Here is a 17971-nt window from a genome sequence, read left to right on the forward strand (position 1 = left end):
AAAAACCCCGTGTTGATAGGATCAAATGCCGTGAGCCTTACCCTTGGAATAGTCGGATTGCCCAACGTAGGCAAATCCACCCTGTTTAACGCACTGACCCGCAGCGACGTTCTCGCCGCAAACTACCCATTCGCCACCATCGAGCCGAACGTAGGTTTGGTGGAGTTGCCGGATCCGCGGCTGCAGAAACTCGCCGAAATCTTCGGCTCCGAACGCATTCTGCCCGCCACCGTCACCTTCGTAGACATCGCGGGCATTGTGAAAGGCGCCTCCGAAGGCAAAGGCCGCGGCAACGCCTTCCTCTCCAACATTCGCGACGCCGACGCCATCTGTCAGGTAGTACGCGCATTCGCCGACGAAAACGTCATCCACGAACATGGGCAAGTAGACCCCCGCGCCGATATCGACGTAATCAACACCGAACTCATCCTCGCGGACCTGCAAACCGTGGAAAAAGCACTGCCACGCCTAGAAAAAGAAGCCAAAAAAGACAAAGAACTCGCCGAAGTTGTCGCAGCGACGAAACTCGCCCAACAAATCCTAGAAGACGGCCGCACGCTGTACACCGCCAGCCGCAACGGCGAAATCGACCTCGCACTCGTGCGCGAACTTCACTTGATGACGGCGAAGCCATTCCTCTACGTATTTAACTCCGACGAAGCCGTACTCACCGACGAAGACCGCAAAGACGAACTGCGCGCCCTGGTGGCGCCCGCCGACTGCGTATTCCTAGACGCCAAAACCGAAACCGAACTCCTCGAGCTCGACGCCGAAGAAGCCGCCGAACTCCTCGAATCCGTCGGCCAAACCGAACCAGGACTGCACTCCCTAGCGCACGCCGGGTTTGCCACCCTCGGGCTGCAAACCTACCTCACCGCAGGGCCGAAAGAAGCCCGCGCCTGGACCATCCACAAAGGCGACACCGCACCCAAAGCCGCCGGCGTAATCCACACCGACTTCGAACGCGGATTCATCAAAGCGGAAGTAGTGTCCTTCGATGATTTGGTGGCCGCAGGCAGCATGGCCGAAGCCAAAGCCGCCGGGAAAGTGCGGCAAGAAGGTAAGGATTATGTGATGGCCGATGGGGATGTGGTGGAGTTTAAGTTCAATGTGTAGACGCTCGGCAGGTGGTCTTGTTGTAGCAGGTACAGGTCTGGCGGGAAGTGATGACTAATCATCCTTTGAATCTTGATGAAGCCGCCGAGCGGACCGGCTTATGGTGGCTGCCGGAAGACCCTGACAGGAAGGTTCCGGGTACCTTGCGGTATGACGGTGAGGGCGGCCTTTCGCTCTCGCTGAACGGTGCATTAAAAAATCGCAATACCTACGATCCTGCCAATGGGGTCCCAGGCTACCATGAGGGTGCCATGACGTGGCATGTTATTTATGGGGAGGACAAGCAGCAAGGTGAGGTCACGCTTCTACGCTGCGCCCTCACCAGCGGGAAGGAGGGCATGCTCCCGCGGTCGAAGAGCCGCGATACGCAGCTCGTGAGGGCGACGATTGCGATCATCGGTGTGCACGTCAGCGGGGAGGGCGACGCGGCGTTCGCGGCGGCCGAGGTCTCGGTCGAAGACTTGGGGCTCTGGGCTGCATCGTCTGCGTTTGAGTATCCCCGTGACACTAACGACGACAAGAGTGACGGGACTGAGACAATCTCAGTGAAGCCAGTCGAGGCGCAGACGGTGACAGTCGATGGCACAGAGTACCGCCTCGTGCACACTTATACTCTGCCGTCCTTCGACAAGCGCAAGAGCGGAACGGTCGCGCACATGCGTGACACCGCCTCCATCCGCGTCTGCCCTACCGAGCCGTTCAGCCTGAGTGCCGCGCTAGAGGCTGCGGACTTGATACAGGACTTGATCGCGCTGGCAATGCACCGCGCTGCTGGCGTAATCTGGCTCCAGCTGGAGGTTGCCAGGACCGACTCGGTCCTGCAGAACGGTCAGCCTTTGCATGCCAACGTGCTTTACTCGCCCCTAGTGCTGGGTAAGCACGACGCGAAGGCTGTAGATTCTGACTGCGTGTTCTTCACCTGTGCGGCGTTCCCGTTCGAGGAAGTCCTGCCCCGCTGGTGCGAAGTGCACGACCGACTGCGAGCAGCGATCAACATGATCCTGGGTTTGCGCTATGCGCCAGCCCACTTCATCGAGAACAACCTTTTGATGGCGGTGGGTGCTGCAGAGGTACTGCATCGAGGCCTCGATATTGATGAGAAGCCGTTCCCCGAGGCGGAGTTCAAGGACATGCGCGACAAGATGTTAGACCAAGCGCCCCAAGAGCACCGCGCCAGGCTCAAGAGCGCGATTAGAAACGATCCGACGCTCCAGGACCGGCTTCGCGCCCTCGCTGCTCGACCCGATCCAGAAGCAATCGCGCAGCTTGTGCCAGACATCGATCATTGGGCGAAGCGGACGACGCAAGCCCGCAATGACCTCGCACACACAGGCAGGACACCTTATCATTCCATCGATGAGCTGGTCGCCATCGTCAAGGCTACGACCGCGGTCGTGATCCTTAACGTCTTGCACGAGCTTGGGCTGCCAGCAGAACGGCAGCGACAAATCGTGGAAGAGCACCGGCAGTTGCGGGCGGTTTGTTAGGCAGCGCGCGAGCAGTTAGTGGCTCCAGAGGCCAACTCCTGAGTGATGCAGATGCTGTCGTTCTCCACACATAGCCAGGCGACTTCCGACAGGAAGGGGTCGTCCCTCGGTCCGTCGCGTTAACGGCGCGCGACCGACGGCGGCCCGGATAGCCACGAGGTGAGGAACCCTAGAACTGCCGGTCGCTTGACATGGCAGATGAACTCGACATCGAATTGATCCTAGTACTCGTCGATGAATCGAGTCACCTCGGGTGCGGGCGGTCGAGTTGCTTCGCGAAATTACGCTTACAGTCTTGAGGATCATGTTCTCTTTACGTAGCTCGACACTCTCGTTCTCTCGTCAGCTTGATTTGCGCCGCCTCATTCGTCATGGGTTTGGGTTTGGCCCAACGTAGACTTTCCGTACCGGACCTCAGGCCCGCACGTAGCGGCATTGTCATTCCGGTTGGTAAGTTCTGGTTCAACATCTGATCGATCGTTAAATTGAATTGCGGAAACGCCCGCTAACGATCCGACTTGGCAGCTGCTCATAGGTGCCCAGGTACGTCGTGGACGTTTAATCTCAATGCGTCGAGCTTCGCAGGTGGAGGCGTGGTTTTCTTGTTGTAGCGGGCGCAGGTCTGACGGGAAGAATTAGCCGCTCGGGATGAGCGGTCTGGCTTGTTCTCTTTCCTCGTTGCTGAATGCAGCGTGACGACTGGGGACGGCAACGAGCAAAATGCGCAAGTGTTTGAGTGGAGGTTCTCGCGCTAGTGTCTGTCCTAGCAGTAGTTTTCTGCGGGCAGTTATATGTAGAAGAAATTGACCCCCTTCCAAGCCTCTCGAAGAAGCTCAAATGGGAGGGGCCGCTATCTTGTACTACGAGAAGGGAACCGTTGGGCGTGGAGCGGCCACGGCCAACGATTCCCAGCGACGCACCGCGTGAAGTCGCTTTAGTAATCTCCTCCCGAGAAGGAGATACAGTTGAGGAGTTCAGCTAAACCCTCAAGATCGAGGAGATCGACTCGTTCGTGAACCTTACTGATAAATGAGGGCCAATCGTGCCCAGAAACTCGGGTCTCAGCAATGATCGGTTCGGTAGCCGTGACGATTCGGTATGCCCATTCCAACAGGGGGTGAGCGGTATCGGGAGGGATGAGTGTCGTTTCATGAGCTAAAGTTAGTAAATCCTCGATGGCGTGTTCGTCAATTTGCGGATCCCGTAGTGTTTCGAAAATCCGCTTCCTAGTGTCGTCGAGCTGGCAAAGAAGCGAACCCTCAAAATACATCGAGTGCATGAAGGTGATTGCTTGGGTTGCAGTCATGAACTCGATGGACAGTTTGCACTCTGCAAGTCCGTCGGCGAACAGGGAGCTGGCTGCGGCGTCGAAGGTGCGAGCTGTCTTCAGCATCGAATCATCCACGTTCCGTCGAACATCGGTCGGCCAATGTAGGTTGATGTCGGTGCGCTACTGTCCGCATGAAGGCGCACGCGCGAGACCGTCTTTGGGGACGGGATTCTGTACGGCTCAAGATCCTCGCGACGTCGACTGATTCCTCGTTCGAGGTGCTCGACGTGGACGATTGAACCGTGGAGATGGCTTGCCTTAAAAGTAGTGCCATCTAGGTGCTCGGCGCCGGGGTCGGTCAGTGACATGTAAGTCTGGTAATCTCGGAAGCCGCTTGTTCCCCAGATGGGGAAGGGGTCGCTGACCTGCTGTCCACTGTCAAGTAAGGCATAGGCCATATGGACGGCGATCCCTTCATCAACGGTAATTGAGATTCCGGCCTGTCTGCGTCGGAAGAGAAGTGCGGAAGCTGCGGTGAGAAAGCGTGTGGACGAGATGCCATCATCGGCTTGGGTCGTTACGCGGAGTTCGGCGATGAGTTCCTTCGAGTCGAAGCGCGTAGTCGCGGTAGATGAAGTGTGGCGATGCGGTCGAGGAGCGCGGTGGCTAACTGGGGGATGGCGGACGCTTCCCTGAACTGTGAATCGCATTGTTCGAGTACCTTATGCCCGTGGGCGATGATTGCGGAGAGATCACCAGCTTCTTCGAGCTGGTGGCCGAACGGGTTCTGATAACCGTTGGCCTGGTAGTGCTGGCGAATCCAGGCTGAGTGAGCTGACTCAATGATGTCGATTGTGTGCTCGGCGACCATTCGAAGTGTTGAGCCGTGAGAAAGTGTTGCTCGCGCAACGGCAGTCCCGGGCGAGTTGTTCGTAATGACGGTCAATGTTCTTCTTTCTCTTGTAGTAGCGGAGGGGAATTACAGGGGCACGACGAGCTTTCCTCGGACGTGGCCTTCTTCGCCGAAAGCGTGTGCCGCTGCGATTTCATCGAGGCTGTACCGTCGGTCGATATTGATTTTCAGATTTGCGGTATCAATGAGCTGAGTGATCTCTTGGAGCTGATAGCAATCGGGGTGGACGAATACCCATTCAGCTTGAATTCTGCGGGCGTGGGCCTCATGGAGGTGAGAAGGGTCGGGAACGGACACGATGATTCCCTCCGGTGCCACTAGGTCGAGTGAATGATTAAAGGCTTGGCCACCAATCGTGTCGAGAACGACGTCGAAGGCCGGTAGGTCAAGTCCGTAGTTGCCCTCGGCGTAGTCCAGAGGGATTGCGCCGAGATCAGAGAGGAAGTCGTGATTTCGAGGTGAGGCAGTGGCGTAGACTTTCGCGCCTACGTGCGCCGCCAGTTGGGTGGCGACATGGCCGACGCCACCGGCACCAGCATGAATCAGGACTCGATCGCCTTTTTTGACTTTGGCAATGTCATGCAGTGCCTGCCAGGCGGTGAGCGCTACAAGAGGGACTGCGCCGGCATCTTTGATTGGCATCTTGGCTGGCGCGTGGGCAACGTCGGTGGCCCTCACGCAAACATATTCCGCGTATGTACTGCCCAGCTCTGGGAAGCCGATGAGCCCATACACTTCGTCGCCAACGCTGAATCCGGTGCTATCGGGACCGGTGGCGACGACTGTGCCGGCGACGTCCCAGCCAAGGACGATTGGACGGGACTTCGGAAGAAGGCCAGCGATTCCGTCACCGGCGCGAGTCTTCCAGTCGACGGGATTGATACCGATCGATGAGGTCTTGATTAGGAGTTTTCCGGGGTCGGCTCCGGAATAGGGGCTTCGGCGATTTTGAGTGCGTCGGGGCTTCCCCAGTTGTGGAGCTGGACTTGGCGCATGGATTCAACCATGGTTCGGGCTTCCTTTCGGGTTGGAGTGTGAACCGGCGGAGATTTCCTAACCGGTTGCGCCCAGTTTTAGGCACGCTCTGTTTTTGCACAAGAACGCACTTTTCGCTGCTGAACTCACTTCCTGATGCCCTAAGAACCCGGTAGTGGTATAAGTACCTTATGGAACCTAGGGCGTGTAGTCGTGGAGATGTGTATTCGGATTAGTGCTCGTGCAGGAGCATTCTCGACCGGATTGCGGACAAGTGGACGCCGTTGATTATCGGACGGCTTGATGAGGGGCCGCACTGGTTTAACCAGCTCAAGCGGTCAATCCCGGGTGTATCGCAGAAGATGTTGACGCAGACGCTTCGCGCGCTTGAACGCGACGGGATCGTTGATCGAGAGGTATTTCCGACTGTTCCGGTGACAGTGGTTTACAGTCTGACTGACTTAGGTCGAACGTTGTCTGAACCGCTTCAGCTCGTCAGGGAGTGGGTTGAGTCACATCGCGATGCGGTAGTTTCCGCTCGGATGGCCTTTGATGAAAAGATGGCAGAGCAACAGAAGGTCTCGCAGATCGAGGGGATCGTCTGAGGTCTGCCGCATGGCGAGGTTAGAAGGGGCCATGCTGAGCAGGCACACGCAGACCTAGAGGCTGGTGTCGGCATCATCACCGAATATGGTTACGCAGACCTGCGTGGTCTGGCACCACGTGAGTGTGCCCGCAAGGTCATTGCTCTTGCGCACCCAGACTATCGTCCGCTGCTGGAGGAATACCTAGAGCGTGCTGAGGCTCTTGCTACTGAGCGCAAGAGCCTCCAGGCACCACACGATCTGGAGAACGCTTTCTCCTTCCATCAGCGCTTCGCAGCTACCGGTTCTATGAAGAAGTAATAAAACTTCTGATCTGTAGTTAGTCCCACGTTCTGGCTTTGCAAGGACGTGGGTTTTTGTTTTTGTGGCGGACTGGGTGGTTTCTACTGGTTGTGGAACAGCCGGTTTGTTTAGTGAGTAATGACCGGCAACCTGATTATTCCGACCACGCTGCGAGCTCATTGCCAGCAGGGTCTCGGAAATGAAAACGCCTGCCGCCGGGAAACTTAAAGATTTCCCTTGTGATTGCGCCGCCAGCTGCTGTTACTTTCTCGTAGGTTGCTTGAAGATCAGCGACATGAACCACAGCCAGCGTTGCCGGTGCTGGGTTCTCCGCATTCACACCGCTAAACGTGCCACTATCTGCGGTGTCGGCGAAATCGTCACCATACATGGCATAGTTCCAGCCAAATACGTCGCTAAAGAAATCGCGCGTTTCCGTTAACTCTGCAATACTTCGAGCCGGAAACTCCACATAATCTATCTTGTTGGTGGGGGTGTTATCCATAACCTCCAGTATTGCCGATTACTACGGCATCACGAGCATGCCCACGCGGCCAGCTCGCCCGAAGGATAAAGCCGCGGTGGAACGCGCTTTACAAATCGCCTACACCAAGATCATGGGGTATTTCGATGGCGTGACTTTCTACAGCCTTGATGAGCTCAATGAGGCAATCGCAGATCGGGTTGACGATATCAATTGTGGGCTGAAACGTCCGGATGGCACCACCCGGCAGTAGCGCTTTGATGAGGAGGAAGCTCCGTTGATGCGAGCACTGCCCGCTACGGCGTTTACCGACGTTGTGTGGAAGCATCCCAAGGTGGAACGCAATTGGCATGTCACCTGCGACTATCAGTACTACTCGGTGCCGTTCCAGCTGGTAGGAAAACGGCTCACCGCACGGCTAACCCCGCAGGTAGTCAGCCTTTTCGACAACGGCGAGCTGGTCGCCGAACACACTCGGTTGCACGGTTTTAAATACCGGTATTCCACCGACCCGGCGCACAGTCCCGTCGGCAACGATCATGGACACAATGTGCTGACCCGCGATGAGCTTGTCGCTTGGGCGTCCTCGTTTGGGTCGGCTACGGTCAAGGTGATCACGATGATCCTAGATCGTCACCGCGCCGCTATTCCCAAAGGTTTGTTCCAAGCCCGCAACGTGCTGGCCAGTCTGGGCCGCAAACACGACAAAGCCACGCTGGAACCAGCGTGCCGCGAAGCGCTCGACAGGAAACTTATTCCCACATTCACGGTGCTGAAACGGCTCCAACCCAACATCGCCCACGAGCAGCGCCAACACGACAGTCACAGCCCTGCCGGTGCGCACCAGCAACCATCAACAACACCCCCACTCGTCGACATCACACAACTTAACGATGGCGACGTATTTCTCCGCCCCATCGAACACTACACCGACAAGGACAACGCCACCGATGAGCTTTGAAATTGACGAAGCTATGCGCGCGAAGATGCGTAAACCGCGGGTATCGACCTTCGCAGACATTTTCTTCGGGCTCATCGCCGACGATCCCCAAGCTGACGCACTGCCCGAAGAAGTCTTCCTCGCCGCAGTCGATGAAGCATACAACCAACGCACCTTGCGCAATATTGCCAAAACCATCACCCAGGCGCAGCCATCGCCGAAATCATCAACCCCGAACTCAGAGACATCAACATCCGCCAACTCAAACGCGTAGCGGCAATCAACTGGAGGGAACACCCCACCAACATCCACATTCTGGCACCGACCGGCACCGGCAAAACATACCTCGCGTGCGCGATCGGAGTCGCTGCCTGCCACGCCGGATACACAGTCGCGTACTACCGACTCGATCAACTCGTAGATGAACTGGCGGTCTTCCAGCCAACCGATCAAGCCTACATCGACCGAATGCGGAAGCTCTGCAATATCGATGTCCTCATCATCGACGACTTCCTCACCCTCGGCATCAACCAGCGCGGACAGGAAGACCTCACCAAGATCATATTCGAACGCGACGGACGACTCCCGACGATCATCTCGTCACAATCCTCCGCAGCCTACTGGCGGCAAACACTACCAAACGCATTCGGCGCTGACTCACTCGTCAGCAGACTCAACAGCGGCCAACGAATCCAAATCGGCAGCTACGACATCCGAAAACACCTCGCCGCCACCCACAACGACTAACCCCACACAAACCGGCCCCACAACAAACCGGGGCCGGTACCAACTAACCACAAACCCCCAGTACCACAACACCACAAACCCAGTACCAAACACACGCTCCTAGCAAAAGAGGCGTATAGGTGGGTTTAGTGGTGCATGACTCCCTCCACGACGTGTCGCTTGTGTGACGTCGCAGTGGCTGGAGCATGTCCCTGCTAACCGTCAGCGACTACCTCTTGAACTGTTGGAATACCTTCAGGTCATCGATGTTACTGGGCATGATAGCCGCACTAAGTCCAGCGGGCTCATCCCACGGAAAGGGATACAACTAGGGTAATGGGCGTCAGTGTTTGAATTTCTCTTTTAGCGCTGCAAAGTCGCTGGCGCTCATTGGAATTTCTTCGCGCGAGTAGCACTCAAGATAACTTCCTAGGTGGTTCGCATAGAGGTCTCGGCCATCGCCTGCGGCGCGGATCTTACTGTGGGGGTTACTCGCACAGGCGAGTCGGTTGCCAAAATATTTAATCGCCCAGCTAAACTCATTAAACTCTGGGTCATATTTGAATGCTGCAATTCTGCCAATCAGCGCGCAGATCCAATCGGCGCACTGAACTGTTTGATACAGGTGGCTCTCTACCTCGAGAGGTGGTTCAAGTAGCTTGTCTGCATCCTGATGGGAGAACATGAAGGCCGCGCTGGATGCGAAGATCTGCATGCGTTCTTTTGGTCCTTGTTTGTCCAGTACCATGAGGTGGCGCTGATCCTCGGGGAGAGCCCAATTAATACGTTGGATAAGTTGTTTCATCGCGTGGTCGTAGCGCGAAGCTTCATTTTCCCCAGTATTGTCATTCGTACCACGTGGTTTTTCTTGCCCGTAGAAGATGATTTGAGCGTCGAGTTCCTTAAGTTTATTGAGCACACGGTTCATCATGTTCCGCACCTCCCTGTACCTATTGATGTTCTGGGTGGTGAGGAGCGCTGCGCCTTTTTTCTCCCAGTGTTCTACTGGCTTACCTTTGGCAATTACCTTGGCATCGATTTCTGCTTTGAGCCCTTGTTCTTTGATTCTGCGGAATGAGCCTGAGAGGTCACGGATGTTGTCCGCTGGGATGAGAAAGCCGCCGATGCCGAACACTGGGTGTGTTTTATAGTTCGGGTGAGTGCGGGAGATGTAGGCGCCGTTGTGTCCGAATTCGTCGAAGTATCCGATGTACATCTTTCCTCTTGAATGCGCGAAAGCCCGTGCTTGCACACGAGCCTCGGAAGTGGAGCACCTTGGTGCGTCCAAGCCCATTGTAACGTGTGTTGTCAATTTGGGTCAATTGCTAGGGTTCTGCTTTTAGCCCATGTTCCTTAGTTCTCGTAATGCAGTTCGGCATGGGAAGGCGTTGAGAGCTTGTTGATGGGGGCGGCGCAGGCGCTGAAACCTTCTGGAAGACATTGTAAGGTCTCACCAGCAATATCGGTTACTTGTTGAAGGTGAGCTGCAGTCATGTATCGCCGTTTGACACGTGTGGCTTTGACTCATTGAGAAATCAAAGTGCGAAATGTGTCGCACTTGAGCCACTGCTGTAGCTATCGGACTTGGCCAAACATGCGGTCTGGAGCTGGTAGCGTGGCGATGTGTCGGTTAATTCGGCGACTGTGCGAAAGGGGCATTCCTACGATTCCGTACGGGAAAGGGAGCGTTCTTCCTAGAATGCTGTCCGGATGAAAACGTTACTGATGGATATGGAGGAGCCGGATCTAATCGATTTCTCGTGCGATACGACGCATTGCCTAGCGTCAAATTGAATCAGATGTGGTCACAGTGCAACAGAACTACAATATGGGAGTTCCAAAGCTATACACGGAATACCATGTGTGTGGTGCGGAATGAATGCATTTATCGGCTCAGGAGGAGATAAGCTGGGGATCAAGTTAAAATACGCTAATGAAAACGCTGGGAAGCTGGGTTAGAATGAACGCTGAGCACGCCATGTCAGAACGGTTCAAGCTTCTGAAGCTAAAAGATTCCGGAGCGAGAGGATGTTGCAGCTGCGGAGAAATAGTAGGTTTAGCTTTAACATGAACAGAAGACATTGCAGAAGCTTGAGTTGTCTTCATGGATAAGCAGCGTCAAGTGCTTTCAATTGGAATCGAACATGCGCGTATAGCGACCACGATCTTCTTGAGGTAAATGCGTGTTTGTTAAATTCCGAAAACTGGAAATAACCGTGTAGAGATCACATTAGGGCGCGAGTAACCGCCAAGCATTACCTCACACCATAACCATGACGGCGTGCTCTTCCTTTGTATTAAAACATAAAGTAACCTAGGTGGCCCCAGATTCCGAAGAAAAGCGCAGCCACCGAGACCAGCGCCGAGCTGATGGCGCACCCGACGTCTAGGAGGAGCGGAGCACAAGCGACCAGCAGTTGATTTTGACGTCGTTCTGCAAGAAACTCTCGAGGAAGTGTGACGCCAAGTGGCGCGTTATCAAACTAAGTGAGATGGTCCGCGTTCCACTCAAACAGCGGCGCAAGCGCCAAGGAAGTCAACGATCTGCGCTACGTTGGTAGTTAAACATCAAGAGCGGCGTTACTGTGTATGTCACTGTCGCCCACCAACTACACCATTACGCCGAAAAATGCAGCTAGGTGCCTACGATTTACCCACTTGCAGCTTATCGATCCCGGCATTCACCCCTTCTTTTCCCAGTCCACCATCTTATCCCTGAGCGTTTCCTGAATCTGGGTTAAACTGGTTGGGCTTGACATCCTCCTGTCCACCCATCCCACCACCCAGTCAAAGAGGAAAAATACGTGTCCAAGGATCTGCTCCGTCTGAGTGATTTGCGGCAGGGGTTGCTATTGCGTGGACTTGTGCCGAATGAGGTGGCCAAGGTGGTTTCGGTGTCAGTTTTGGCCGAAGACATTGTTGATGTTGTGTTTCAGTTGTCATCGGGCGGGTTTCGTGAGTGCACACTTGAGGCTGGTGATTTAGGCAGCATTACAGTAGTCGCGGATGAGGATGTCGGCCCAGATTTCAATGGGCAAGCGATGGATTTTCGTCTCGCGGCTGAGGCATTACGTATTAAATATGCTGCGCTGTATGATCCGATCGCGGCTGTGAATAGTTCTGACGTTGATCCATTGCCGCATCAGATTAGGGCGGTGTATGGGGAGCTTCTTCCGCGTATTCCGCTGCGTTTTTTGCTTGCTGATGATCCCGGTGCAGGTAAGACGATCATGGCTGGGTTGTATATTAAGGAGCTTATTCTTCGTTCAGATTGTGAACGCGCGATTATTGTTGCGCCGGGGGGTTTGGTTGAGCAATGGCGGGATGAGCTTTCACAGAAGTTTGATGTGCATTTTGAGGTGTTCAATCCGTCATCTAATCCACAGGCTTCCGCGCAGTTTTCCAATAATGGCTCCAATTGCCTGAATGGCAACCCGTTCGCGGAATCGCCTTATTTGATTGTTCGAATGGATCAGGTTTGTCGTAGCGAAGTGTTGATGGAACAGCTGCGCGCGGTGGAGTGGGATGTGGCAATCGTGGATGAGGCGCATCGCATGTCAGCACACTATTCCACGTGGATGGGTGACGTTGAAGCGACGAAGCGTTTTGCGTTGGGACGGGTGTTATCGGAAACCGCGCACAATTTCCTACTGATGACCGCCACTCCGCACGCTGGCAAGGAGGAAGATTTCCAGCTGTTTATGTCGCTGCTGGACAAGGATCGTTTTGAAGGCCAGTTTCGGGAGGGCGTGCATCGGACGGATACTCAGGGTTTGATGCGCCGAATGGTGAAGGAGGATCTGCTCACTTTTGAAGGCAAACCGTTGTTTCCGGAGCGTCGTGCCTATACGGTTGCTTACGATTTAAGCCATGGGGAGCGGCAGCTATATGAGGCTGTCTCTGATTACGTTCGCACGGAGATGGGGCGGGCGGATCGACTGAGCCGAGAAGGGGATGGTAAGCGCGGTAATAATGTTGGCTTTGCCCTTACGGTATTGCAGCGTAGGTTAGCTTCTAGCCCAGAGGCTATTTTGCGCTCTTTGGAGCGTCGGCAGCGTCGCCTCCAAGATCAGCTCGAACAGTTTCGGCAGGTTGCGCATCATCGGAGTGGTATTTCGGACGCAGTCGGGGATGTTTCCGATCTCGTGGCTGCGGAAGACGAGTTGGGTTTTGATCAACCCGCTGTGTTTGAGCAGCGGGTCGATGAGGTGGTGGGTCTTGCTACGGCTGCGCAAACCACTGAGGAATTGCAGTATGAGATTAGGGTTTTGTCCGATCTCATTACTGTTGCTCGTGAGGTTCGCGCGCAAGGGGAGGACAGAAAGTGGGTGGAGCTGCGAAATATTCTTAATGAGCAGTTGCTGTCCAAGGATTCTTCCGGCAAACCCCGCAAGATTATTATTTTCACGGAGCATCGAGACACGCTGAATTATTTGGAGGATAGGATTCGCACGCAATTTGGTCGTGAGGGTGCTGTTTTGTCAATTCATGGCGGCACGTCGCGTGACGAGCGTTTCGTTGTGCGTGAGCGGTTTACTCATGATCCAGAGGCTGTCGTGTTGTTGGCTACGGATGCCGCCGGTGAGGGGCTGAACTTGCAGCGTGCGCATTTGATGGTGAATTACGATCTTCCATGGAATCCTAACCGTATTGAACAGCGCTTCGGCCGCGTGCATCGTATCGGCCAACGCGAGGTGTGCCATTTGTGGAATCTCGTGGCAAATGATACTCGTGAGGGCGCCGTGTTTACCCGCTTGCTCAGCAAAATCAGCAATATGGACCGCGCCTATAACGGCAATTTGTTTAATGTCCTCGGAGAGCGCGGCGCGTTTCAGGAAAAGTCGCTGAAGGACTTGCTCATTAGCGCCATTCGATACGGCGACCGTCCGGACATTCAAGCAAAGCTCAATTACATCATCGATGCTGGCGTCTCTGAGGGGCTCAACAATATGATTGCTGAGCGCGCTTTGCACCCTGGAATGTTTAATACTTTGGATCTGGAGTCGGTGCGCGAACGCATGGAGCAGGCCCGAGAGCGGAAACTCCATCCTGGTTTTATCAGTTCCTTTTTCATTCCAGCTTTCGAACGTCTTGGTGGGAGTATTCGCAGGCGGGAGCAGGGGCGTTATGAGGTTGTTCGGGTCCCGCATCGGGTTTTAGAGCAGATGCAAAAGCTGCGCGGTGTTGCCCCGCCTTCGGCTCGCTATGAGCGGATTACGTTTGAGACGAGATTTATTCGTCGACCTCACTGTGCTGACGCCGCGCTCATTGCCCCTGGGCATCCGCTATTGCAAGCGGTTATAGAACTCACGATTGCGGATTTGGGGGGTGTGCTTTCCACAGGAGCGGTGTTTATTGATCGCAGCGACACACAATTGGAATGCCCGTCATTGATGTACACCGTTGAGCAGCGAGTTCGAGCTAGCGCCTCGGACGACACCGTGTCTCATCATTTCGCCTACCTAGTGCTTTCACAGGACGGTGAGATTTCTGGTACGGCCGCGCCACTCTACTTGGATTATGAGCAGCCGCGCGATGACGAACTGCCGGCCATTAGCAAAATCCTCAACACGGATTGGGTTCGGCAGAACCACGACACAACTATCAGGGGATGGGCGCATCGCAAAGAGATGAAGCCACGAATCGAGGAGCTGCAACTCCGACGTTCTGCAGAGATTGAGCGAACCCGCACCCAGGTGCGTGAACGTTTGCGCGCGGAGATAAACCACTGGGATCGCGAATACAACCGTCTTTTGGCCCTAGAGCGCGAAGGCACGATTGGTCGTGTTCGCGCTGAAACAGCTAAGAAACGCGTTTTGGACCTTGAGCTCCGCCGAGAGAGACGCATGAGAGAACTGGACGAGTCGCTACGCATTAGCCCCGCTCCGACCAAGGTCCGTGGCGTCGCTTTGGTTATCCCTAGTGCTCTGATTTCCCCAGAGGTCGCTCGTTTTGCAAAAGACACTAAAGCAGTTGAGCGCCGAGCGGTTGAGGCTGTGCTTGCGGCGGAGCGCCGCCTCGGCAGGATTCCAACGGAGATGCCCCACAATAACCCGGGTTTTGACGTCCGTTCGGCTGGCGCAAACGGCACGGTCTATATCGAGGTAAAGGGCCGAATTGTTGGCGCGAACTCGTTCACGGTGACTGTCACCGAGGTGAATTTCGCTCAATCTCATCGAGATAGTCATATATTAGCCCTGGTCAAGGTGCATCCAGACGGCCCCGAATATGATGAGATCCGCTACCTTACCCAAGCGTTTGACCATATTGAATCTTCGATCACTACCCAAGCCTATGATGAAAAATGGTCGGCATATTGGGATCGCGGTAGTCCCCCGAGCCAAAAACTGAATAGCCCAGCTCACAGCACACGAATGGACCACTAGTGACACCTCAAACTAAAAAGAAACTCATTGAAACCTCCCTCCCGCTGGAGGCAATCAATGCTGAGTCCGCCAGGGAAAAGTCGATCCGGCATGGGCACCCGTCCACGCTGCATCTATATTGGGCACGCCGGCCCCTAGCTACTTCGCGTGCTGTATTGTTCGCCCAGCTTGTCGACGACCCAGCCTCCCGCCCCGAAGAGTTTCCCACCCCCGAGGCGCAGGATGCGGAACGCGCCCGCCTACATGAGCTCATGGAAAAACTCATAATTTGGGAAAACAGTAACGATGAACAACTGCTTGCCCAAGCGCAGGAAGAGATTCGGAAGAGCAATAACGGTGAGCTTCCCGCAGTACTAGACCCCTTCGCGGGGGGGGGGTCAATTCCGCTAGAAGCTCAGCGTTTGGGGCTGGAAGCCCACGCTAGCGACCTTAATCCTTTGGCGGTGCTGATCAATAAGGCACTGATTGAAATCCCACCAAAATTTGCGGGGCAAACACCAATCTTCCCGGGAATTGCACAAGAACAATCTTCCTGGACTCGCGCCGAAGGACTCGCCGCAGATGTTCGGCAGTACGGCCAATGGATGCGTGATGAGGCCGAAAAGCGCATCGGCCACCTTTATCCAAAAGTAAAAGCTCCGGGTGGCACCGAACACACCGTCATTGCATGGATATGGGCACGCACTGTAACCAGTCCGAATCCTGCAAACCCCATTGAAACTCCGCTAGTTCGTTCATGGTGGCTGAGCAAAAAGAAAGGCAAAGAAGCCTGGGTTAAAGCCACTGTTACCGACGGCCGCGTCACCTACGAAGTCCAACACAGCGCTGATGGCCCTAAAGGAGACGACGAGTGGACGATCAAACATGGAAAAGGCGCAAAAGTTGTCGGCGACAACACGCCTTTCGACTACCAGTACATTCGTGAAGCTGGGTGTAAAGGAGAAATCGGGCGACAATTAATGGCTATCGTTGCTGAAGGGAATCCAGGGCGATTGTATGTCTCACCGAATGATGAACAGAATGCTGCGGCAAACATTGAGTTTGACGGAGTGGCAATTGATGGCGAAATTGCTGATAATCCCAGGTGGTTCTCGCCGCCAGCATATGGGATGAAATCATTTTTGGACCTGTTCACTCCTCGGCAGTTGGTTGCTCTCACGACGTTCAGTGACCTAGTTTCCGAGGCTAGGGAAAAGGTTCTCGAGGATGCACTGGCCGCTGGGCTCCCAGCGGGCGAGCGCCTTGAAGCTGGTGGTACTGGTGCTGAAGCCTACGCGGATGCGGTTGCGACGTATCTTGCACTCGGTGTGAGTAGACTGTCTGATCGCTCATCTAGCCTATGTAGCTGGGATTCAACTCGCGACAGTGTCCGAAATGTTTTCGGTCGTCAAGCTATCCCGATGGTATGGGACTTTGTTGAAACAAATGTGCTGTCGAGCTCATCAGGTAACTTTCTTGGTCAAATTGATTGGATAAGCAAAGCCATTCTGCACACGCCGGCTGCACGGAAGGGTGAAGCTCAACAAGTTAGCGCTACCGCTCGGGACTATTCGCAGCTCGTTATTTCCACCGACCCTCCTTATTACGACAATATTGGCTATTCGGATTTGTCTGATTTCTTCTATGTGTGGCTGCGCAGGAGCCTTCGTACGATTCAGCCAGCGACTGTCGGAACTATGCTTACGCCAAAGAACGAGGAGCTGGTGGCGAACCCGTATCGCCATAACGGTAAAGCTGGGGCCGAGGAGTTCTTTGTAAAGGGTTTTAATTCGGTGTTTCACCGTATCCGAAAAGACGATGTGAATTCCAGTGTTCCTATGACTGTGTACTACGCGTATAAGCAGCAGGATAAGGGTAAGGATGGCACGGCGTCGACAGGCTGGCACACGCTGCTGGAGGGTTTGATTGGCAGTGGCTGGGAAATCACAGCAACTTGGCCGATGCGCAGTGAGTTGAAAAACCGCATGGTTTCACAGGGCACAAACGCCCTCGCATCATCAATCGTGTTGGCGTGTCGCCCGCGGCCGGAGCATGCGCGGACGATTACGCGCCGGAATTTTGTTGCTGCGTTGAAAGCCGAATTGCCGGAATCTTTACGCACGTTGATGCAGGGTGCGATTGCTCCGGTGGATTTGGCGCAGGCTGCTATTGGGCCTGGTATTTCGGTGTTTTCGCGGTTTGCTCGGGTGCGGGAAGCAGACGGTACGGACATGAGTGTGAGGGATGCGCTGTACCTTATTAACGCCACCCTGGATGAGGTGTTGGGGGAGCAGGAATCTGATTTCGATGCGGATACTCGTTTCGCGGTGAAGTGGTATCGCCAGTATGGCTGGGCTGCGGATAGTGCTGGTCTTGCTGATCAGCTGGCGCGCAGTTCGGACACTTCCATTGGAACGCTGGAACGTGGCGGTATTTTCGAGGCCAAGGGCGGTAAGGCGCGGTTGCTGGCGCCTAGTGAACTTGATGGGGATTGGGATCCGGCCGCGGATGATCACGTCAGTGTTTGGGAGGCAACTGTTCGGCTAGCTGCGGTGTTGTCTAAGGTTGGCGCGGATAAAGTCGCTGAATTGCTTTCTGAGGTGCGTCAGAAGGTAAACCTCGATGCGGTGAAGGAACTTGGGTTCCTGCTTTTCCACGAAGCTGAGAAAAAGAAGGATTCGGCGGATGCCCTTTTGTTTAACGGCTTGGTCCGTTCATGGAATGAACTGAATGAACAGGCCCGGCAATATGCAGCAACGCCGCGGGTAACTCAAGAGTCTTTGTTGTTCGAAAACGACAATTAAACAC

General features: G+C 54.8%; 11 protein-coding genes and 3 pseudogenes. 9 read left to right on the forward strand and 5 right to left on the reverse strand.

From position 1 onward, the window contains the following. Positions 1–30: 30 nt before the first annotated feature. Positions 31–1116, forward strand: a complete 1086-nt coding sequence (gene ychF, locus Q4D83_RS04020; protein WP_303173195.1) for a redox-regulated ATPase YchF — start codon at positions 31–33, stop codon at positions 1114–1116. Between the two features lie 50 nt (positions 1117–1166). Next, entirely contained in the window at positions 1167–2603 is a 1437-nt protein-coding gene (locus tag Q4D83_RS04025) for a HEPN domain-containing protein (RefSeq protein ID WP_303173197.1), read from the forward strand. A 934-nt stretch (positions 2604–3537) separates the two neighbouring features. Here Q4D83_RS04025 and Q4D83_RS04030 read toward each other — a convergent pair. The 3 genes and pseudogenes from Q4D83_RS04030 to Q4D83_RS12055 form a co-directional block, all read right to left on the reverse strand. Then, positions 3538–3996 (reverse strand): hypothetical protein, encoded by a 459-nt coding sequence (locus Q4D83_RS04030; protein ID WP_303173199.1) that lies wholly within the window; start codon positions 3994–3996, stop codon positions 3538–3540. Between the two features lie 856 nt (positions 3997–4852). Then, positions 4853–5428, reverse strand: coding sequence for an NADP-dependent oxidoreductase (locus Q4D83_RS04035; RefSeq protein ID WP_303173201.1), 576 nt, complete (start codon positions 5426–5428; stop codon positions 4853–4855). 147 nt (positions 5429–5575) lie between these two features. Then, positions 5576–5689: pseudogene (locus tag Q4D83_RS12055) on the reverse strand (NADP-dependent oxidoreductase); the annotation flags it as partial. A 335-nt stretch (positions 5690–6024) separates the two neighbouring features. Here Q4D83_RS12055 and Q4D83_RS04045 point away from each other — a divergent pair. Beyond that, the gene (locus Q4D83_RS04045; RefSeq protein WP_303173590.1) at positions 6025–6366 is read left to right on the forward strand and encodes a helix-turn-helix domain-containing protein; all 342 of its coding nucleotides are present in this window, start codon (positions 6025–6027) and stop codon (positions 6364–6366) included. Positions 6367–6438: 72 nt separating this feature from the next. Then, positions 6439–6666: pseudogene (locus Q4D83_RS04050) on the forward strand (acetyl-CoA hydrolase/transferase C-terminal domain-containing protein); the annotation flags it as partial. Between the two features lie 136 nt (positions 6667–6802). Here the strand turns inward: Q4D83_RS04050 and Q4D83_RS04055 are convergent. Continuing rightward, positions 6803–7153 carry a VOC family protein gene (locus Q4D83_RS04055; RefSeq protein WP_303173205.1) on the reverse strand — a complete coding sequence of 117 codons (351 nt, stop codon included), beginning with the start codon at positions 7151–7153 and terminating at the stop codon, positions 6803–6805. A gap of 37 nt (positions 7154–7190) precedes the next feature. Between Q4D83_RS04055 and Q4D83_RS04060 the strand changes: the two genes are divergently transcribed. The 3 genes and pseudogenes from Q4D83_RS04060 (at position 7191) to Q4D83_RS04070 (ending at position 8819) form a co-directional block, all read left to right on the forward strand. Next, a complete protein-coding gene (locus tag Q4D83_RS04060; protein ID WP_303173209.1) occupies positions 7191–7385 on the forward strand; it encodes a hypothetical protein in 195 nt (64 codons plus the stop codon). A gap of 27 nt (positions 7386–7412) precedes the next feature. Then, positions 7413–8093, forward strand: coding sequence for a hypothetical protein (locus Q4D83_RS04065; protein WP_303173211.1), 681 nt, complete (start codon positions 7413–7415; stop codon positions 8091–8093). After that, positions 8083–8819 (forward strand): annotated as a pseudogene (locus Q4D83_RS04070) (ATP-binding protein). Before Q4D83_RS04065 ends, Q4D83_RS04070 begins: the two are co-directional and overlap by 11 nt. A gap of 322 nt (positions 8820–9141) precedes the next feature. On the opposite strand, the gene Q4D83_RS04075 reads toward Q4D83_RS04070, so the two are convergent. Then, the gene (locus Q4D83_RS04075) at positions 9142–10014 is read right to left on the reverse strand and encodes a DUF3800 domain-containing protein (protein WP_303173213.1); all 873 of its coding nucleotides are present in this window, start codon (positions 10012–10014) and stop codon (positions 9142–9144) included. A 1588-nt stretch (positions 10015–11602) separates the two neighbouring features. Between Q4D83_RS04075 and Q4D83_RS04080 the strand changes: the two genes are divergently transcribed. Together Q4D83_RS04080 and Q4D83_RS04085 are read left to right on the forward strand one after the other, a co-directional pair. Further along, the gene (locus tag Q4D83_RS04080; protein ID WP_303173215.1) at positions 11603–15184 is read left to right on the forward strand and encodes a helicase-related protein; all 3582 of its coding nucleotides are present in this window, start codon (positions 11603–11605) and stop codon (positions 15182–15184) included. Then, a complete protein-coding gene (locus Q4D83_RS04085; RefSeq protein ID WP_303173216.1) occupies positions 15184–17967 on the forward strand; it encodes a DUF1156 domain-containing protein in 2784 nt (927 codons plus the stop codon). The genes Q4D83_RS04080 and Q4D83_RS04085 overlap by 1 nt, the downstream gene beginning before the upstream one ends. Positions 17968–17971: the final 4 nt, after the last annotated feature.

Origin of the sequence: Corynebacterium sp. (assembly GCF_030532715.1) — a bacterium.
Classification (GTDB): domain Bacteria; phylum Actinomycetota; class Actinomycetes; order Mycobacteriales; family Mycobacteriaceae; genus Corynebacterium.